General features: G+C 66.9%; 12 protein-coding genes. 5 read left to right on the forward strand and 7 right to left on the reverse strand.

Annotation, left to right across the window (positions count from 1 at the left end; translation table 11 throughout):
* The first annotated feature begins 115 nt into the window (after positions 1-115).
* A complete protein-coding gene (gene sepH, locus NG701_RS17435) occupies positions 116-1,498 on the forward strand; it encodes a septation protein SepH (protein WP_252569198.1) in 1,383 nt (460 codons plus the stop codon).
* Between the two features lie 4 nt (positions 1,499-1,502).
* Here the strand turns inward: sepH and NG701_RS17440 are convergent, their stop codons facing one another.
* The 3 genes from NG701_RS17440 to NG701_RS17450 form a co-directional block, all read right to left on the reverse strand.
* The gene (locus tag NG701_RS17440) at positions 1,503-2,669 is read right to left on the reverse strand and encodes an alkaline phosphatase family protein (protein ID WP_252569474.1); all 1,167 of its coding nucleotides are present in this window, start codon (positions 2,667-2,669) and stop codon (positions 1,503-1,505) included.
* Positions 2,670-2,748: 79 nt separating this feature from the next.
* Positions 2,749-3,495 carry a DUF5998 family protein gene (locus NG701_RS17445; protein WP_252569200.1) on the reverse strand — a complete coding sequence of 249 codons (747 nt, stop codon included), beginning with the start codon at positions 3,493-3,495 and terminating at the stop codon, positions 2,749-2,751.
* Positions 3,496-3,537: 42 nt separating this feature from the next.
* Complete coding sequence (locus tag NG701_RS17450; RefSeq protein ID WP_252569202.1) at positions 3,538-6,222, reverse strand: bifunctional acetate--CoA ligase family protein/GNAT family N-acetyltransferase; 2,685 nt, start codon at positions 6,220-6,222, stop codon at positions 3,538-3,540.
* A 112-nt stretch (positions 6,223-6,334) separates the two neighbouring features.
* Between NG701_RS17450 and NG701_RS17455 the strand changes: the two genes are divergently transcribed.
* Positions 6,335-8,845 carry a DNA gyrase/topoisomerase IV subunit A gene (locus tag NG701_RS17455; RefSeq protein ID WP_252569204.1) on the forward strand — a complete coding sequence of 837 codons (2,511 nt, stop codon included), beginning with the start codon at positions 6,335-6,337 and terminating at the stop codon, positions 8,843-8,845.
* 9 nt (positions 8,846-8,854) lie between these two features.
* Positions 8,855-9,373, forward strand: coding sequence for a DinB family protein (locus tag NG701_RS17460; protein WP_252569206.1), 519 nt, complete (start codon positions 8,855-8,857; stop codon positions 9,371-9,373).
* A 6-nt stretch (positions 9,374-9,379) separates the two neighbouring features.
* Here the strand turns inward: NG701_RS17460 and cydD are convergent, their stop codons facing one another.
* Genes cydD through NG701_RS17475 form a run of 3 tightly spaced genes read right to left on the reverse strand, consistent with a single transcriptional unit; the run spans position 9,380 to position 15,593 of the window.
* Positions 9,380-12,922 (reverse strand): thiol reductant ABC exporter subunit CydD, encoded by a 3,543-nt coding sequence (gene cydD, locus NG701_RS17465; protein ID WP_252569209.1) that lies wholly within the window; start codon positions 12,920-12,922, stop codon positions 9,380-9,382.
* Positions 12,923-12,928: 6 nt separating this feature from the next.
* Positions 12,929-13,978 carry a cytochrome d ubiquinol oxidase subunit II gene (gene cydB / locus NG701_RS17470; protein WP_252569211.1) on the reverse strand — a complete coding sequence of 350 codons (1,050 nt, stop codon included), beginning with the start codon at positions 13,976-13,978 and terminating at the stop codon, positions 12,929-12,931.
* Between the two features lie 22 nt (positions 13,979-14,000).
* On the reverse strand, positions 14,001-15,593 hold the full coding sequence (locus NG701_RS17475) for a cytochrome ubiquinol oxidase subunit I (RefSeq protein WP_252569214.1): 1,593 nt from the start codon (positions 15,591-15,593) through the stop codon (positions 14,001-14,003).
* A gap of 262 nt (positions 15,594-15,855) precedes the next feature.
* On the opposite strand from NG701_RS17475, the gene NG701_RS17480 reads away from it, so the two are divergent.
* Positions 15,856-16,242, forward strand: coding sequence for a BlaI/MecI/CopY family transcriptional regulator (locus tag NG701_RS17480; RefSeq protein WP_252569215.1), 387 nt, complete (start codon positions 15,856-15,858; stop codon positions 16,240-16,242).
* Between the two features lie 6 nt (positions 16,243-16,248).
* Positions 16,249-17,274 (forward strand): M56 family metallopeptidase, encoded by a 1,026-nt coding sequence (locus tag NG701_RS17485; protein WP_252569218.1) that lies wholly within the window; start codon positions 16,249-16,251, stop codon positions 17,272-17,274.
* Positions 17,275-17,352: 78 nt separating this feature from the next.
* Here NG701_RS17485 and NG701_RS17490 read toward each other — a convergent pair whose 3' ends face one another.
* Positions 17,353-19,461, reverse strand: a complete 2,109-nt coding sequence (locus tag NG701_RS17490) for a DNA gyrase/topoisomerase IV subunit B (RefSeq protein WP_252569220.1) — start codon at positions 19,459-19,461, stop codon at positions 17,353-17,355.
* Positions 19,462-19,481: the final 20 nt, after the last annotated feature.

Genomic DNA, 19,481 nt, shown 5'->3' on the forward strand with positions numbered 1-19,481 from the left:
CACAATGGCGTCCGAAAGTGCCGGAATATCGCGGCGCGCCCTTGCTCCTAACCCAAAAGGGTGCCGCTGAGTGGCAGAGTTTCGATTGATAGTAATGCCAGGGTGGAGGATTTGTATGCAGGATCTACGGCTTGTAGGCGTACACGACGACGGGGAGCATCTCCTGTTGAGCGGTGCCGGCGGCGAGATGTTCCAGCTGCCGATTGATGAAGCACTGCGGGCGGCCAGCCGGTCTTCGGCGAAGACCGCGTCTGCGGCTGCGCCCATCGCCATGTCCCCGCGGGACATCCAGTCACGGATCCGCAGCGGTGCCACCGCAGCGGAGGTGGCTGAGCTTTCCGGGCTTCCCCTCGCAAAAGTCGAGCGGTATGAGGGCCCTGTCCTTGCCGAGCGGGAGTATGTAGCGCAACAGGCGCGGAAGGTGGAAGTGGCTTCGCCCTCCCCCGGCCATGACACCTACCGCTCCATTTTCGGCGACCACCCGGCTTCCCTCAACGGCATGGTCAACCACCGGCTCTCAGCCCACGGGATTGAACCTTCCACCGTGGAGTGGGATTCGTGGCGGCGCCAGGACGGCAACTGGACCGTGGTGGCCCGTTTTGAAGCCAAAAAGGACGGCACCTCCGGCATCGGGGAAGAGCCGCCTGCGCAGTGGACGTTCAGTCCGGCCCGCAAGTCGCTCCAGAACGCCAACCGCTGGGCCCAGCAGCTCAGTGAGCTGGAACCGCTGGACGGTCCCGTTCCGGCCCGCCGTCTCACTGCCGTCTCGGACCGGCCGTTTGACTTTGAAACCGATGCGGAAGCAGCGGCCGCCCGAAATTCCACCGGTCCGCATTCCGTCCCGCAGGCCAGGGAATCTGACGGACTCCTGGATATGCTCCGTTCACGCCGCGGCCAGCGCCTGGGCGTCGACGAGGACGCGGACGACGCCCTGGCACTGTTGCTGACCCACGGCGTGCCCGCCGCCCATCCACGTCCCTCCGAGGTGGTCCCTGAAAGGGACTCCAAGGAACAGCAGTACCGCGAGCCGGAAACCCCGGAGGCAGTTCCCGCCGAGTCCACCGCGGCGAACGACGCCGCGCCTGCCGCAACAGCTGATCCCCTCACCCGCAAGCGTGACGCGCGGCCGTCAATGCTATCCCGGCTGAGCCTCATCCCGCCGCACAGGGACTCAGAGGATGATGACGTCCTGAAACTGCACGACGGCGTCAGCACTGACACGAGGGAAATCACCATAGTGGCGTCCCCGCTCCGCCCCGCCGGACAGGGTACCCCCGGAGAGTCAGGGCCGGGACGTGCCGGGCCGAACGTGGGCCTGGACGAACTACTGGGCGGCGGAAGCCCCCGCCGGGCAGCCTATACGGCCGGCACCGCTGACGCAGGATCCGGCCAGCACCACGACCATGAAGCGGACCAGCCTGAACGGCAGCCCGCAAAACCGAAGCGGTCCACGGTTCCCAGCTGGGACGAGATCGTCTTCGGGACCAAGCGGGACTGACGCCTCAGCGTCGCCGTGGCGTGCCTTCGGCCTTAAAGCACAGCAGCGGTACTTCGCGTTCGGCTTTGGTCAGCGAGCCGTGCTGGCCCACCACCTCCATGGCGGCGGGGCGCCCGCGGCGTGTGTCGTAGAGGGCCAGCGCGTCCCGCGCCGCAATCATGATGTCGCCAATCCGGGGCCCGACGGCGGGGCGCAGCATCCCGAACAGACCGGCGGCGATGGCATCCTCCCGGGTAAAGGCCCAGATCCTGTCGCCGAAACGGGCACGCCACGCACCCAGCAAGCGCTCCCGGCCCACGGCGTCTGACGGATCCTCAAGGTAGAGATGGACCATCCGGGGCTCCCCCGCCGTATGCCGCACGCCGTCAACAAGCGACGCGTCCGCCGAGAAGTCGATCCGCTGCTGTTCCGGGACGTCGAGCATCCCGTGGTCCGCCGTGAGGAGGACGGTGGTCCCGGCCGGGAGCGACGCGTTGAGCCGTTTGACGGTTGCGTCAAGCTCTTCGAGCTGGTGTTCCCACTGTTCAGACTGGCAACCGTGCCGGTGGCCGGCCTTATCCAGTTCGTTGACGTAGAAGTACATCAGGGACTTGCCGGCGGTGTCCATGGCTTCGGCGGCGGCTTCTGTTCGCGCGTGGGCCGTCACGGCTGAGACGAAATTCCCGCCGCGGAGGGCCGCCTGCGTCATGGGCGAGTTGCCGAACTGCGGCAGGCTGACCGTGGTCACATTAACGGATTCGGCGGCTCGTTCGAAGACGGTAGGAAACGGCTGCCACTCAGCGGGGTCCACCTTGGCATCCCAGTTGCCGAGCATGTTGACGACTTTGTCCTGGTCCGGGTCCAGGACGTCATAGCCCACCATTCCGTGCTGGCCTGGCGGGAGTCCTGTGCCGAAGCTGGCAAGGGCAGCGGCCGTGGTTGAGGGGAACGTGGAGTCCAGCCAGACAGGAACTTCCCCCTGCCCGGAATGCATCACGGAGCGCAGGAAGGGTGTGTGGGCAGACTTCTGTTTGAGCAGGTTCCGGCCCAGGCCGTCGGCCAGGACCACGCAGACGCGCGTCGCCGGCGGAAGGCCCAGGGTGTTCGCGAAACCTTCTACCCCTAGGCTGGCGGCCGCGTTGGCGAGGACATCCCCGATGGACCGCCGGCCAAAGGCGGGCGCGGGCGGCATGCTCAGCTGCGGGGCGGCCACTTGGGAAACCGCTGCGGAAGAGGCTGAGGAGACTGTTGCTTTTCCTTGGTCCGGCATCTCAGCGCTGCTGGTGCCCGCGGCTAAGCCTGTTTCCGAATACACCCGTCCGGGGCCGGGGCTGGAGCGTCTGGCCGGCGTGCGGCGCGGGAGCCGTGGAGCCGGTGTTCACGGCCCGCAGGGCGCGGGCGAAGAGTTTGGCGTCCTGGACGGCTTGGGGACCGTCGGCTTCGGCGCTGATCCGCAGGACGATGTCCTCCTGGGCAATGGTGCCGCTGTAGCCGTGGTCTGCCTCGCATTGCGGGTCTCCGCAGCTCGCGGGCCCCATGTCCAGCCGCTGGCCGCCGGACCAGGCAATGGCGAGGGTGACTTCCCGGACCGGATCCGAGGGCTTGTAGTCCTGCGGCTGGGAGTACATGTAGCTCAGGACCACGGAGCGGATCTGTGCGACGGGAACGGATTCGGTGGAGATCTGGGCCACGATCTGTTCGCCGGCTTCATCGAGCTGCTGGTCGTCCACGTGGGTGATCACCAGCATGTCGGCGGTCAGGACCAGCACGGTGATGTGGCGGCGCACTTCGGCCCGGTCAAAGTGGGTTTCCAGGTGCACCAGGTGGGCCACGCATTCGCGGCCGTCCAGGGCGTCGTCAACGACGTCGGACACCAGCCGCGGGTAGAAACCGGCCTTCTGGAGCGCACCGTCCAGGCTCGGGCCCTGGGGCGTGTGGCTGTGTGAGCTGTGGGGGCGGGTTGCCTGGTTGTCACTGCCGGAAGTGGAAGGCGTCGACGGGGAAGGCTGTGAGCTCATTCCCCCATTTTCACAGATCGGCCGGGGACATGCTAACTGCGGTCAGCCCAGCATGGCCCGGCGGGCACTGTCGGTGCGCTGGGCTGGGTTGCCGATCCGGATATCCGCGGCCAGGATGGACACGCCCTGGGTTCCGCAGAGGACCGGGTTGAATTCCACCAGGGCTATTTCCGGATGGTTGTCCTTCATCCAGGCCAGCCGCCCGGCGACTTCCTCCAAAGCATCAAGATCCACTGCGGGAAGGCCCTGGTAGCCGAAGAGTTTGCGGGCTGCCCGGGGCCCACGGATGAAGTCCTTCACGTCGGCTGCGGACAGCGGAGGCACGCGGTGCGCCCAGTCATCCAGCAGGTTGACCGCGTCCCCGGCCAGCCCGAAGGAGACCACCGGCCCCAGCAGCGGATCCTCAATGGCCCGGAACGTGCATGCCTGCCCCACGGGGGCCATGGACTGCACCTCCAGTGCCGACGAACCGTAGGGTGCCAGCGAGCGCCGCATCTGCGCGATGTTGCGGCGGAGGGAATCCGGATCTTCGATGTCGAGGCGGACTCCGCCCAGGTCCAGGCGGTGGCGAAGTGCCGGGTCTGTGGTTTTCAGCGCGACGGGCCAGCCCAGCCTGCCGGCGGCAGCAACCGCCTCGTCTTCTGAGTCGAACCCGGCGGACGGCAGCACCGCAATACCGTAGTGCGCCAGCAACGCTGCCGCGGACGCCGGTTCCAGGCTCTTGAGCTGCTCCCCGTGGACACCTGGCAGAAGCTGATCCAACAGGATCCGTGCGCTTTCCGGATCGCAGCCATCGGGTTGGACAAAGTGGCCGGGGTCCCGCGCCACCCATTCCGCGTAGCGCACCACGGCGGCGAGCGCCGCCACAGCCGCTCCGGCGTTGGAGAAGCACGGCACTGTCTGTCCCTCACCTCCCACCATGCCCTCCACATAGATGGAGGGGTCAAGGATGCCGGTGAAGGCGGCGACTACCGGTTTCCCGGCGGCGGCCGAGCATTCGGCCAGGACCTCGGCAATATGGTCAACGGTCAGGCCGCGCGCCGGGAGCAGTGCGGCCACTACGGCGTGGACGGCATCGGACGCGAGGGTGTCCTCTAGGCTGCGGCGGAGGGCCGGCAGTGCCAGGGACATGCCGGCGTCGAGATCCAGGTCGGTGATGATGCCGTCCACGGTCAGGCCGTGGGCCTCGGCGCTGTCCGCCACCACTTTGCCCAGCGCCAAGGAGTTGCTGAAAATGGCCAGTCCAGGCCCCGCCGGGAGCGGCTGGCCGGACACTATCTGCGTGATGTCCATCAGCTGTTCGATGGTCTCGACCCGGATGACGCCGGCCTGGCGCATCATGGCGTCCAGCGCGCCGGCGGGCGCCTGGGTGGTCCGGACGGCGTGGCCAGGCGGCAGCCGCAGGCCCATGGTTTCCGATTTTGCCACCACCACGGGCTTGGTGCGGGCGAGCCGCCGGGCGATCCGGGAGAATTTACGGGGGTTCCCGATCGATTCCAGGTAGAGGCCCACCGCGGTGGTGTCGGCATCGTCCTCCCAGAACTGCATCATGTCATTGCCGGAGACGTCCGCGCGGTTGCCCGCCGACAGGAACGTGGAAAGACCCAGCCTGCGGCGGTGTGACGCCGCGTAGAGGGAAACGCCGATCGCCGCCGACTGGCTGAACAGGCCCAAGCCCCCGCGCCGCGGCAGGGCTGGCGCCATGGAGGCATTCAGACTCACGTCGGGATGGGTGTTCACGATCCCCAGGGATGCGGGCCCGATCACCCTCATGCCGTTGGCCCTGGCCTTGCGGACGAGGTTGCGCTGGCGGGCGAGGCCGCGTTCGCCGTCGTCCTCGAAGCCCGCGGAGGCAATCACCAGCCCTTTGACCCCGGCCGCGGCGCACTGGTCAACCACCGTGGCCACTTCCTCATACGGAACAGCGATGACGGCGAGGCCCACCGGCTCCGGAACCTCGGAAATCCTGCCGAAGGACAACATTCCGGCGAGCTCCAGCGCCTCCGGGTTGATGGCGTAGACCTGCCCGGAGAAACCGCCTTCGATGATGTGTTCCAGCAGCTGGTACCCCACGGTCCCCCATTTGCGGCTCGCCCCGATGACGGCAATGGACGACGGCGCCAGCAGGTCCCGGACGCTTCTCGCCTCGGCGCGGTGCTCGCGTGATTCCATCACCGCCCGTGACTTTTCGGTGGGGTCGATGTTGAACTCCAGGCTGACCACTCCGTCGTCGAAATGGCGTTTGACGTCGTAGCCGGCATCCGCGAACACCATCAGCATTTTGCGGTTTTCCGGCAGCACTTCGGCGCTGAAACGGCGGATCCCGTTTTCGTGCGCCGCGGTGGCAAGGTGTTCGAGCAGGATCGAGCCGATGCCCCGGCCCTGGTGGGCGTCGGCGATGTTGAACGCAACTTCGGCTTCGAGTGGATCATCAAGCCTGTCGTAGCGGCCGATCCCCAGGATTTCGCCACCAAACGTGATCACCAGGGCGACCCGGTCCTTGTAGTCCACTTCGGTGAAGCGCTTGAGCTCCTTGCTGGACAGCCGGGCTTTGAACGCGAAGAAGCGCATGTAGATTGAGTTCTGCGACTGCCCGGCATGGAAAGCCTGGACGGCGTCCGCATCGCTGGGGTGGATGGGCCTCAGATGGGCGGTTCCACCATCACGCAGCACGACATCGGCTTCCCAATGTTCCGGATATTCGCCGTCCCCGGGCTGATCCACCATAGGCTTAGCCTAACCACAAACTGACGGCGCAGGCCGTGTGCCCGGAGATCATCCTCCACACCTGCACCCAGACCACAGCACCACCAGTCACGCAGAAGGATCCACCAGCCCCATGGCCCGCCGCCAAAGCCCAGCCCCTGCCGGGGACGCCCCCCAGGATTTCGTCGAGAACATCGTGGACATCGATGTCACCTCCGAGATGGAAGGCTCCTTCCTGGAGTACGCCTATTCGGTGATCTACTCCAGGGCATTGCCTGACGCCCGGGACGGGCTCAAGCCGGTCCAGCGCCGGATCCTGTACATGATGAGCGAGATGGGCCTGCGTCCGGACCGCGGCCACGTCAAGAGCGCCCGTGTGGTGGGCGAGGTCATGGGCAAGCTCCACCCCCACGGCGATACCGCCATTTATGACGCCATGGTCCGGATGGCCCAGGACTTCTCACTGCGCCTGCCGCTCATTGACGGCCACGGCAACTTCGGCTCGCTCGACGACGGCCCTGCGGCACCCCGGTACACGGAGGCCAGGCTTGCGGCGGCGGCCCTGACGCTGACCGACCACCTCGACGAAGATGTGGTGGACTTTGTCCCCAACTACGACAACCAGCTGACCCAGCCGGACGTCCTCCCGGCCGCGTTCCCCAACCTGCTGGTCAACGGCGCCACCGGCATCGCCGTCGGGATGGCCACCAACATGGCCCCGCACAACCTGGTGGAGGTCATCTCCGCCGCGCGGCACCTGATCGCCCACCCGAACGCGACCCTCGATGACCTCATGCGCTTCGTGCCCGGACCGGACCTGCCAACGGGCGGCCGGATCGTTGGCCTTGACGGCATCCGGGACGCCTACGCCACCGGACGCGGTTCCTTCAAGACCCGGGCGAAGGTGGAGATCGAGCAGCTCTCGGCCCGGCGCACCGGCCTGGTGGTCACCGAACTGCCGTACATGGTGGGCCCGGAAAAGGTGATCGAGAAGATCAAGGATGCGGTCAACAGCAAGAAGCTGACCGGCATCAGTGACATCGTTGACCTGACGGACCGGCAGCATGGCCTGCGCCTGGTCATCGAACTGAAGAACGGGTTCAACCCGAACGCCGTGCTCCAGCAGCTCTACCGTTACTCGCCGATGGAGGATTCCTTCGGCATCAACAACGTGACCCTGGTGGACGGCCAGCCGCAGACCCTCGGACTGGTGAAGCTGCTCTCCGTGTACGTGGAGCACCGGATTGATGTGGTGCGCCGGCGGACGGCCTTCCGGCTGGGCAAGAAGAAGGACCGCCTGCACCTGGTGGAGGGCCTGCTGATCGCCATCGTGGACATCGATGAGGTCATCCAGATCATCCGTTCCTCGGATGAGGTGGCGGCCGCCAGGGTCCGCTTGATGTCCATCTACGATCTTTCCGAAATCCAGGCCAACTACATCCTGGAACTGCGGCTGCGGCAGCTGACCAAGTACTCCCGGATCGAGCTTGAAAAGGAGCAGGAGGAGCTGCGCCGCGAGATCGCGGAGCTCGAAGCCATCCTCGGCTCCGAGGAGCGGCTGCGCGGACTTGTGTCCTCCGAGCTCGGCGAAATCGCCGAAAAATACGGGACGCCGCGGCGGACCGTCCTGCTCGAATCCGAGGCCGTCTCCCCCACAGTGGCCGCGGCCCTGGCGGCCGCCCCCAACGGCAAGGGCAAGGCAGCGCCGCTCGCCCTGGAGATCTCGGACGATCCCTGCTGGGCCATCCTGACGGCGTCGGGCCAGATCGCGCGCACGTCCAACCAGGAGCCCCTCGCCGAGTCCGGGCCGCGGGCCAAGCACGACGTTTTCCGCTCAGTGGTCAAGACCTCGGCCCGCGGGGAAATAGCGGCGGTCACCTCACAGGGCCGGATGCTGCGGCTTCAGGTCATGGACATGCCGGTGCTCCCGCCGATGTCCGGCCTGCCCAACCTCGCCGGCGGTGTTCCGGCCAAGGACTTCATCACGCTACTGAAGAATGAAACGCTGGTGGCGTTCGCCCCGCTGGATGAAGTCCTGGCCATCGGCACCGCCCAGGGTGTGGTCAAGCGGGTCCAGCCCGATTACCCCCTGAACCGCGAGGACTGGGAAGTCATCGCGCTCAAGGACAAGGACGAGGTGGTGGGTGTGGCGCCGGCCGGGTCTGAGGAGACCGACCTGGTGTTCCTGACCCGTGAGGCTCAACTGCTCCGTTTCAGCGCTGCCAACGTCCGGGCCCAGGGCAGGACAGCCGGCGGCATGGTGGGTATCAAGCTCGGCGCCGGGGACCAGGTGCTGTTCTTCGGGGCGGTCACCGCCGCCGACGACGACGCCGTGGTGGTCACCATTGCCGGCACGAACGGCGCCCTGCCGGGCACCGCTCCGGGTGCGGCGAAAGTGACGGCCTTCGCCGAATACCCTGCCAAGGGCCGTGCGACAGCTGGCGTTCGCGCCCACAGGTTCCTCAAGGGCGAAGACACGCTGCTGCTGGCGTGGGCCGGGCACGGACCCGCGAAGGCCTCATCGCTCGCCGGTATTGCCAGGTCGCTGCCGCAGGAGCACGGCCGGCGGGACGGTTCGGGGATTCCGCTGTCCCAGGCAGTGGACGCGGTGGGTCCGGCCATGGCCTGGAGCGATCCGTCCTAGACTGCTGCCATGCCTATCATTCCTGATGAAAAGGACTGGACCTGGGTCCTCTCCCGGCCGTGCCCCGAGTGCTCCTTCGACGCTTCCACCGCCACACCGGCCACGGTGCCGGGCAGCGTGGAAAACATGCTCCCGCGCTGGCGGGCCGTCCTCCGCCGGCCTGACGTTGCAGAACGCCCGGATGACAGGACGTGGTCGGCGCTGGAATATGCCTGCCACGTCCGCGACGTCTTCACGCTGTTCGACCAGCGGCTGAACCTTATGCTCGACGCCGACGGCGCCCGATTTGAGAACTGGGACCAGGACCGCACGGCAGTCGAAAAGGATTACGCCAATGCCGATCCCGCCGTGGTCAGCGCCGAACTGACGGCAGAGGGCAAGCAGATTGCCGAGTCCTTTGCCGGCGTCCGGGAGTCAGAGTGGGGACGGCGGGGCCTGCGCAGCAACGGTTCCGGATTCACGGTCCTGACGCTGGCCCAGTACTTCCTGCACGACGTCGTCCATCACCTCCACGATGTGGACGGCTGAGGGGACTCAACCCACCAGCGAAGCAGCCGTGCCCGTCCGGGACACTGCCGAGAGCTCCAGCCGGGCGTCATCCGGCTGGATGTCGGCCGGATTGTGGGTGACCATGACCACTGTGCGGTCTTTCAGGCCGGCGCGGAGGTCTGCCAGCATTTCCCGTCCCGACTGTGCGTCCAGATGAGCCGTGGGCTCGTCGAGCAGGATAACCTCGGCCCGCGTCAGCAGGGTCCGCGCCACGGCCAGCCGTTGCCGCTCGCCGCCGCTGAGGAAGGAACCACCCGGCCCGATCCGGGTGTCCAGCCCGGCCGGCAGCCGCGACACCAGGGCGCTGAGGCCGACGGCGGCCAATGCCGCTTCCAGCTCGGCGTCAACGGCGGCAGGCGCACCCGCGGCAGGCCCACCCGCTGCACCCAGCGCTCTTGCTGCAGCCGCACCAACGTCGTCGCGGACGCTGCGTACCGGGGACCCGCCCGGCACCGCTTCCCGGGAGGGGACGCCAAGCATCAGGTTGCCCCGCAGCGTGGAATCGAACAGGTGTGCCTCCTGCGGGCACCAGGCCGTCGTCCCGGTCACCGCCGCGCGGCCTGTGGCGGCCGGCAGGAATCCCAGCAGTACGGCGAGCAGCGTGGATTTCCCCGCGCCGGACGGTCCCGTGACCGCCAGCCAGGTGCCCGGTCCGGCCGTTGCGGAGACCCCGGAGAACACAGGTTCCCCGCCGGGCCACGCCGCCCCGACGCTTTCCAGTTCAACGCCCGCGGCGGCGCCCGAACGGGCGGGGACAGCATGCAGGCCGTCGCCGGCCCCGGTTTCCGTGGCGCCGCCATCCAGCACCCCTGACTCAGCGACCCGGCGCATAACGCTGCGAAGGGCCGGGTACTGGCGCGCCGCCGTCGTCATCGCTGCGTACGGTTCCACGAGTGCAAGCTGCAGCAGGACAACAACCGCCGCGGTGGCGGGCTCCAGGGTTACTGCCAGCACCTGGGGTGCGGTCAGCACGGCAGCAGCCAAAGCGGCGGTGCCGCAGGCGGCGACGGTGATGGCTTGGCCGAGGCCTTCGGCCCAGGCGGAACGCTGCGATGCCCGGGTGGCCAAACGGTCCTCGGAGCGCAGCGCGTCCAGGACGGTGCCCGCGATGCCGTTCGCGTGCAGCTCTGCCCGGGCATCCAGCGCAGCGGACGTGCGCCGCAGGACGCCTGCGCGCAGGCTCTGTTCCGCTGTGGCCGAGCGGCGGTCCCCCCACAGGGCGGCGGCCGGCGCCACGAACAGGCTGAGCGCTGCTGCCAAGGCAATGGCCGGCAACGCGGCAGGCGCCACGAGGGCGGTTGCCACCAGCGCTGAACCGGCCACGGCCAGCGCCGTGACGGGCGGCAGCACAACCCGCGGCAGCAGGTCCCGGACGGTGTCGACGTCGTCAATCACCGTGCCGAGGACATTGCCGCCCTGCAGGAGCCGCCGGAGTGAGAGTGCCTTGCGGCTCAGTGATTCCCAGAGCCGGCCGCGCAGGCGGGTGAGGGCGCCAAAGACGGCGTCGTGCAGCAGGAGCCGTTCCCAGTAGCGCAGGACGGCGCGCCCGATCCCAAAGAACCGCACGCCGACGATGGCAGTGAGCAGGTACAGGATGGGCGGCTGTTCGCTGGCCCTGATGATGAGCCAGCCTGAGAGGCCGGACAGGGCAACGGCGAAAAGGGCGGCAAAAGTCCCCACCACGGCGGCGCCGGTGAACCGGCCAGCGACCGGTGACAGCAGGCCGGCCAGGAGGCGGACAGTCCCGCTTGGGCGGGAATCCCCGGCCGCATGGTTCTGCGTTCTCGCCGGGCGACGCCCGGCAGTCTCCGGAGCCGTCTTATGCTCCACGGTGGACACGATTCCGGACGGCCCTGTCCCTGCTGACAGCACAGCTCGGTCGGAGGGCGCTGTGATGCCGTGGGCCGATACGGGCACCAGATGGTCAGCCAGCTCGCGGGTCTGCTGGTCGTGAGCCACCAGGATGACGGTGACCTGGCCCCGGAGCGCACGGATCGAGTCCTGCACCACCGCCGCCGACACCCCGTCAAGGTGTGCGGTGGGCTCGTCGAGCAGCAGAACCGTGGCACCGGACCTGATGCGGGCCAGGCCGCGCGCCAACGCAACGCGCCGCAGCTCGCCGGGGCTCAGTTCGGCCGGGTGGTGGCCGGCGAGGTGCCCGGCAGCCGCCGCCAACAGGCAATCCTCAGCCACTTCGGTTGCTGCCGGAGTATCAGAGCTCCTTCCGCCACCGAGGTACAGCATGACCTCCTCGAGCACGGAGTCCGCCACCATGACCGGGTGCTGCGGGACCCAGGCGATCGCGTTGCGTGCCAGGCCGGAGAGGCGGCCGGACACTGTGGTTCCGCCGCCGTCCCCGATGGTCCCGGCCAGCACACCAAGGACGGTGCTTTTGCCGGCGCCGCTGGGGCCGTCCAGGGCGGTGATCAGCCCGTGCGGGGCAGTGAACGTTAAGGGCCCGACGGCGGGCGCGGGCCGTCCGGAGTACGTGACGGTGAGGTCGGTGACCGTCACTCCCCCGGACCCGGGCACGGAACGCCGGCTGCCGTCGTCGTACGCGGCAGCTTCGCGTCCCTGTACGGGCAGCGGACGCGGCTCGGGTACTTCAGTGACTTTCCTGGTCTCGGCCAGGGCCGCCCGGCCGTCATCGCTGGCGTGGTGGGCCGTGCCCAGCTCGCGGAGCGGCAGGTAGCAGTCCGGCGCGAGGATCAACGCCAGCAGGCCGGCTTCAAGCGGCATGTCGCCGTGCACCAGGCGGACGCCGATGAATACGGCAACCACTGCGACGGAAATCGTAGCGATGAGTTCCAGCGCCAGTGCAGACAGGAATGCGGTCCGCAGTGTCCCCATGGTCCTGGCGCGGTATTCCTCCGAGATCTCTTCGAGGGCCTTGCGTTGCGCAGTGGCACGGCCCAGTCCCACCAGGACGGGCAGGCCTTTGGCCAGCTCCAGCATGTGTGCGGACAGCCGGGTCAGGGTTTCCTGGGCCTCGCGGACATGGTCCTCCGTGTACCGGCCAATCAGCACCATAAACAGCGGGACGAGCGGAACTGTCAGGACAATCACCGCCCCACTGACCCAGTCGGTGAACAGGATGCGTGCCCCGAGCAGCAGCGGGATCGCGGCGCAGTTCACCAGCGCGGGGAGGAACTGCGTGTAGTAGCTGTCCAGCGCATCCAGTCCGCGCGTGGCCAGGACAGCCAGCCCGCCGTCGGCCGGGCCGGTGCTGCGTGCACCGTTCCGCAGGGCCCGGGCCAGCAGTTCTGAGCGGAGTTCCTCCTTGATGCCCAGCGCGGCGCGGCGCGCGGCGATGCCCTGGGCCCACACGGTGGCGGACCTGAGGACAATGCCCGCCAGGCCCCAGGGCAGCTGCTCGGCCCAGGACCCGTTTCCGGTGGCCAGCCCGGCCAGCATAGCAGCCACGGCCTGCCCCATCAGGACCAGTGACACTGCCTTCAGCGCTGCCAGCAGGCCAAGCCAGTAGATGGCGGAGCGGGTGGCCGGTCCGGCCGGAAAATCTGGGCGCACGGCCGGTCAGCCCTTCGTGGTGAATGCCCTGACGGCAATGGCTGGCAGGAAGCTGTGGGCCGCGGGGATCTGGGACGCGCTGACCCGGCGCCGGAACACCCAGTAGGTCCACGCCTGGTAGGTGATCACGAGGGGCAGGCCAACGGCTGCCACCACGCTCATGAGCCCAAGCGTGTAATCGGATGACGACGCGTTGTCGATGGTGAGGTCAAACGCAGGGTCCAGGGTGGAGGGCAGCACCACCGGGAACGCGGCACCGAAGATTGACGCGCTGCCGAGGAGGAGGAAGACCCCCATCGCCATAAACGCCCTGCCTTCGGATCCCCGCCGCGCCAGGAACCACGCGGCTGCTGCGGCATTGACGGCCACGATCACGGCGGCCCAAGTCCACGGCTTGCCGTCCAGGAACTGGATGATGAGTGCCCAGCCCGCCAGAGGGAGCAACAGGACCGGAAGCAGCCGGACGAACCAGCGGCGCGCGCGGTGGCGCACATCGCCGTCGGTCTTCAATGCGAGGAACGCAAGCGCGTGCAGCAAGGAGAACCCCACCACGGCCAGCCCGCCCAGCACGGCGTAACCGCTGAACCAGGCGAACGGACCGCCTACGCGGTCACCGTTCGCGTTCAGCGGGAGGCCGGTAGTGGTCAGGGCCAGGGCGGCGCCGACGCCGAAGGCGGCAAAGAAGGAGCCGAGGGCTATGGCCCAGTCCCAGCGCGCCCGCCACTTGTCGGTGTCACCCTTGCCGCGGTATTCGAACGCCACGGCACGGAAGATGAGGGCAACCAGCACCACCAGGAGCGGGAGGTAGAGGGCGGAAAACAGCGAGGCGTACCACAGCGGGAATGCCGCAAACGTTGCGGCCCCGGCCGTGATCAGCCAGACCTCGTTGCCGTCCCAGACCGGGCCGACGGTGTTCAGCAGCACCCGGCGCTCGGTGTTGTTCCGCGCGAACAGCTTCATCAGCATTCCCACGCCGAGGTCAAAGCCTTCAAGGAAGAGGTAGCCGGTCCAAAGCACCGCGATGACGATGAACCAGATGGTGGGCAGCAGTTCCATGCTCGAGTATCCTCTGCTCTTCTTAGTAGGCGAATGCCAGGACGTCGTCGGCGGGCTTGCCAGTGCCGTGGCCCTTGTTGGCGTCCCCGTTTTCGTCGGCCGGGGTGTGGGCAAGTTCCGGCATCGCGGATACAACACCGCCCCGGATGAACTTGACCAGGAGCTTGACCTCAACCACCAGCAGTGCGGCGTAGACGGCGGTCAGGACGATCAATGACGTCAGCAGCTCACCGGCCGAGACTCCGGGCGAGACTGCGGCCGCGGTGAACATAAACACCTGGTCGATGCCGTTCAGGTCCGGGTTGGGGGCCACCACAAACGGCTGCCGGCCCATCTCGGTGAAGATCCAGCCGGCCGCGTTGGCGCCGAACGGGGCAAGGATGCCGAACACCGCCAGGCACATCAGCCAACGGGACGCGGGCACGGTGCCCTTCCGCGTCACCCACAGCGCGATGAGCGCCGCCAGCGCCGCAAGGCCACCGAAGCCGATCATCATCCGGAAGCCCCAGTACGTGACTTCCATAACCGGGACGTACTCGATTTCCTGGCCAGCCCGATCGCCGTAGATCGGGTTGTCCGGCAGGTGGGTTCCGTAGTCGGCCTTGTACTGGTCCAGGAGTCCGTTGACGCCCCTGACCTCCGTGGTGAAGTCGCCATTGGCCAGGAAGGAGAGGATGCCCGGAACCTCGATCAGGGCTACAATCTCATCGCAGTTCTTGGAGCCAAGGTTCCCGACGCTGAGCACGGAAAAGCCGGTGCCGTCATGGCAGGCACCCTCCGCCGCGGCCATCTTCATGGGTTGCTGCTCAAACATGAGTTTGCCCTGCAGGTCGCCAGTCAGGGCGGTGCCGGCGAACGAGATCATAGCGACGACGGCGCCGATCCGCAACGAGCGGATCCACACTTTGTAATCGGTCCGGTCCCGGCCGGGGATGGCGGCTTCGCCGGGAATCACCTTCCCGTCGGCACCGATGGTATCGATGCCGTCCGTGCGCCTGCGCCAGAGATGGTACCACGCGATGCCCAGGAGGAAACCGCCGGCAACGGCCAGCGCTCCCATCAGGGTGTGCGGAAAGGCCACCAGGGCGGTGTTGTTGGTGAACACGGCCCAGGCGTCCGTCATGACCGGCCGGCCGTCAATAATCTCCGCGCCCACCGGATGCTGCATCCAGCTGTTGGCCACGATTATGAAGTACGCGGAGAACACCGATCCCACTACGGCCACCCAGAGGCAGGCCAGGTGGATGGCCGGCTTCAGCTGCTTCCAGCCGAAGATCCACAAGCCCAGGAATGTGGACTCAACAAAGAAGGCCAGCAGCGACTCCAAGGCCAGCGGCGCTCCGAACACGTCTCCAACGAAGCGGCTGTACTCGCTCCAGGCCATGCCGAACTGGAACTCCTGCACAATGCCGGTGGCCACGCCCATGATGAAGTTGATCAGGAAGAGCTTGCCCCAGAACTTGGTCATCCGGAGGTATTCCACCTTGCCGGTGCGGTGCCAGAGCGTCTGCATCACGGCCACCACCAGGCCCAGTCCGATGGTGAGAGGCACCATCATGAAGTGGTAGACGGTGGTGATGCCGAATTGCCAGCGTGCGATTTCCAGAGCTTCCACAGCAGTCCCTCGGGTTGGCGGTGCAACTTTTCTACGATACGTAGAACTTTGACTTCTACAGAGTGTAGAACAATGCGGCGGGCACTGTAAACCAACAGTTCCACCTGGAAGTGGCTCCCACAAGGCCGCGGCGCGCCCAGTGTTCTACCGTACGTAGAAACTCAGGCGAAAAACAGGTAAATTTGTTTTGTATCTGTAGCGCAAAGTGCAGTCACCGCTGCCGTCCACGGCCCGGTGCGGGGAAATCGAAGGAAGTATTGCAATGGCAAGTCTTGGCGAACTGGAACGGGCAGTGATGGATCTGCTTTGGGCGGGCCACGAAGCAGCCACCGCGAATACCCTGCGCGACAGACTGGCAACAACCACCGAGGCAAAAGGGGATGCTGCCGGGCATGAGGGCAAGGAGCTCGCCGTCACCACGGTCCTGACCGTCCTCTCACGGCTTGAGAAGAAGGGCCTTGTGGAGCGGGAACGCGGTACGCGGCCGCACCGCTACCAGGCCGTTTCCAGCAGGGAAGACCACACGGCGGAGCTGATGCACGAAGTGCTGGGCTCAGCGCCTGACCGTGAAGCCGTGCTGGCACGGTTCATCGGCTCCGTGACGAACAGTGAAGCGGAAACACTGCGCAAACTGCTTGGCCACATCTAGCGGACCATGTTCTGGACCTCGTACCTGCTGGCGGTCCTCGCGGTAGTCTTGGCGTGGCCAGTGCCTATCCTGCTTTCCCGTGCCTCGTGGCCTGCCCGGTCACCGTTCACGGCCATGCTGCTGTGGCAGGCAATAGCACTTGCGGGCGGGCTGTCCATGATCGGCGCCATGCTGGTCTACGGGCTTGAACCGATCGGTGACAACCTCATCTCCGGGCTTCGCGGGCTGGCGGATATGGTCCTCTTCAACGCGCCCACCACGGCCTTGGGCTTCTGGCATCTGTTCGCCCTGTCCGCCGCGGCGCTGCTCACCGCCCACCTGGTCTTCACCCTCTTGCTGACCTACTACAAGATCGAACGGCAGCGGCGTAGGCACCGGGAACTCCTGGCCCTGTTGGCCGCCCCGTCCGTCGACGCGGCCCGCACGGTGGTCATCAGCCACGATTCACCCGTCGCCTATTGCCTGCCCGGCGGGGCCCGCTCCGTCACGGTGCTCTCGGACGGCCTGATGGCCGCGCTGGAGCCGGCTGAGTTGCGGGCCGTCCTGAGCCACGAGAATGCCCACCTCAACCAGCGCCACCATCTCCTGCTCTGGGCGTTTGCCGCGTGGCGCCAGGCGCTCCCCTGGCTGCCCACCACCCGCCTCGCTCAGGAGGCGGTGAACTCGCTCATCGAAATGCTGGCGGACGACGTCGCGCTGAAGACGGAAAGCAAGGCCACGCTCATCAAGGCGATCGCCATTGTTGCCAGCGGACCTACCGGAGGTATGACGGCAGGGATTGGGGCGGGGATGGCGGGAAGCATCGCGGCCGCCGCCATACCGTCCGCGCACCCCGGCCTTGCCCTAGACGGGCTTGAGGCGCCCACAGGCGCCGTCTCAGGTTCTGCCCGGACCACTATCTCCCGGGTCAGCCGGCTGCTGTCCCCTGAGCCGCAGCTGCCTGCCGCCGCCCGCGGGATGGTGCTTGCCGGCTCCGCCCTGCTCCTGGCCGTGCCCACCGCCCTGCTGATCGTGCCGGGCCTTCTGGACTGAACCGACGCCGTGGACTAAACCCGGCATGGGCTGTGCCGACGCCGGCCTAGCCATCACAGGGCTGTGCCGCTCCGGACATCAGGCGTCGATCCGCTCCCGGTCCAGGCTGGAGGCGCCGGCGATGATGAAGTCTTTGCGGGGGGCAACATCGGACCCCATCAGCAGGTCGAACGTGTCTTCCGCATGCTTGGCGTTCTCGATCCCCACCTTGCGCAGCGTCCGGTGCCGCGGGTCCATGGTGGTCTCGGCAAGCTGTCCGGCGTCCATCTCGCCCAGGCCCTTGTACCGCTGGATCGGTTCCTTGTAGCGCTTGCCTTCCTTGGCCAGCCGGGCCAGGAGCACGTGGAGTTCCGCCTCCGAGTAGGTGTAGATCATGTCGTTGGCTTTCTGCCCGGCGTTGATGACCTCCACCCGGTGCAGCGGCGGCACGGCAGCATAAACCCTTCCGGCGTCGATCATGGGGCGCATGTACCGGAAGAAGAGTGTCAGCAGCAGCGTCCGGATGTGGGCGCCGTCGACGTCGGCGTCGGTCATCAGAATGACTTTGCCATAGCGGGCCGCGTTGATATCGAAGCTGCGTCCGGATCCCGCACCCACCACCTGGATCAGCGCAGCGCACTCCGTGTTGGACAGCATGTCCCCCACGGACGCCTTCTGCACGTTCAGGATCTTGCCCCGGATGGGCAGCAGCGCCTGGAAGTCCGAGGACCGCGCCAGCTTGGCGGTTCCCAGTGCGGAGTCGCCTTCCACGATGAAGAGTTCGGAACGGACGACGTCGTCCGTCCGGCAGTCGGCAAGCTTGGTGGGCATGGACGAGGTTTCCAGGGCATTCTTGCGCCGCTGGGTTTCCTTGTGCACCCGCGCGGAAATCCTGGACTTCATCTCGCTGACGATTTTTTCCAGGAGCAGCGCGGAGTGGGCTTTGTCGTTCCGGTTGGCTGAATTCAGCTTTGCGGTGATCTCCTGCTCCACCACCTTCGAGACGATGGCGCGGACGGCGGAGGTGCCCAGGATTTCCTTCGTCTGGCCCTCGAACTGCGGTTCGGCCAACCGGACCGTCAGGACAGCCGTCAGGCCGGCGAAGATGTCATCCTTCTCGATCTTGTCGTTGCCGGCTTTCAGCTTGCGGGCGTTGGCCTCCACTGCTTTCCGGAACGTCTTGACCAGCGCCTGTTCGAAGCCCGACTGGTGGGTTCCGCCTTTGGGCGTGGCAATGATGTTGACGAAGCTGCGGACGGTGCTGTCATAGCCGATGCCCCACCGGAGAGCCACGTCCACTTCACAGTCACGTTCAACCTCGGCGAGCTGGCTGTGGCCCCGTTCGTCGAGTACCGGCACGGTTTCCTTGAATTTGCCTGAACCGTGCAGCCGCCAGACGTCGGTCACGGCGGGATCGGCGGCGAGGAACTCGACGAACTCGGACAGGCCGCCGTCGTGGTGGAACACCTCTTCGTGGCCTGCTGCCTCACCGGGAGTTCCGGGCAGCCTGCGCTCATCGCGGACGGTGAGCTTGAGTCCCGGTACCAGGAAGGACGTCTGTCGCGCCCGTGCGGCCAGTTCGTCGTAGGAGAACTTGGCGTCCGGCGTGAAAATCTGGCGGTCCGCCCAATAGCGGATCCGGGTCCCGGTCACACCACGCTTCGCCTTGCCCACCACATCCAGCACCGAGCCGTCCACAAACGGCGCAAACACTGCCGACGGGTCCAGCTTGGATCCCTGGTCCTTGAAGCGCCCAGGCTCGCCGCGGCGGAACGACATTTTGTAGGTCTTGCTGCCGCGGTCCACTTCAACGTCCAGGCGCGCGGACAGGGCGTTCACCACGGAGGCGCCCACGCCGTGCAGGCCGCCGGAGGCCGTATAGGACCCGCCGCCGAACTTGCCGCCCGCATGGAGCTTGGTGAAGACCACCTCGACGCCGGTGAGCCCCGTCTTGGGTTCCACGTCCACGGGGATGCCGCGGCCGTCGTCGTGAATTTCCACCGAGTTGTCCGCGTGCAGGATGATCTTGATGTCGTGCCCAAATCCGGCAAGCGCTTCGTCCACCGAGTTGTCGATAATCTCCCACAGGCAGTGCATCAGCCCGCGCGAATCGGTGGAACCGATGTACATGCCGGGGCGCTTGCGGACGGCCTCGAGGCCCTCCAGGACAGAAAGGTGCCGGGCGGTGTAATCAGAACTTGGTGCCACGGGTTGTGAACTCCTTCAGT

The organism is Pseudarthrobacter cellobiosi (assembly GCF_023913815.1).
GTDB classification, from domain to species: Bacteria; Actinomycetota; Actinomycetes; order Actinomycetales; family Micrococcaceae; genus Arthrobacter; species Arthrobacter cellobiosi.

Bases quoted from the DNA above. Each gene is read 5' to 3' on its own strand.
- NG701_RS17450 (WP_252569202.1), bottom strand. From the start codon at position 6,222: ATGGTGGATCAGCCCGGGGACGGCGAATATCCGGAACATTGGGAAGCC.
- NG701_RS17480 (WP_252569215.1), top strand. From the start codon at position 15,856: ATGGCAAGTCTTGGCGAACTGGAACGGGCAGTGATGGATCTGCTTTGG.
- NG701_RS17485 (WP_252569218.1), top strand. From the start codon at position 16,249: ATGTTCTGGACCTCGTACCTGCTGGCGGTCCTCGCGGTAGTCTTGGCG.
- NG701_RS17445 (WP_252569200.1), bottom strand. From the start codon at position 3,495: ATGAGCTCACAGCCTTCCCCGTCGACGCCTTCCACTTCCGGCAGTGAC.
- NG701_RS17460 (WP_252569206.1), top strand. From the start codon at position 8,855: ATGCCTATCATTCCTGATGAAAAGGACTGGACCTGGGTCCTCTCCCGG.
- cydB (WP_252569211.1), bottom strand. From the start codon at position 13,978: ATGGAACTGCTGCCCACCATCTGGTTCATCGTCATCGCGGTGCTTTGG.
- sepH (WP_252569198.1), top strand. From the start codon at position 116: ATGCAGGATCTACGGCTTGTAGGCGTACACGACGACGGGGAGCATCTC.
- NG701_RS17440 (WP_252569474.1), bottom strand. From the start codon at position 2,669: ATGCCGCCCGCGCCCGCCTTTGGCCGGCGGTCCATCGGGGATGTCCTC.
- NG701_RS17455 (WP_252569204.1), top strand. From the start codon at position 6,335: ATGGCCCGCCGCCAAAGCCCAGCCCCTGCCGGGGACGCCCCCCAGGAT.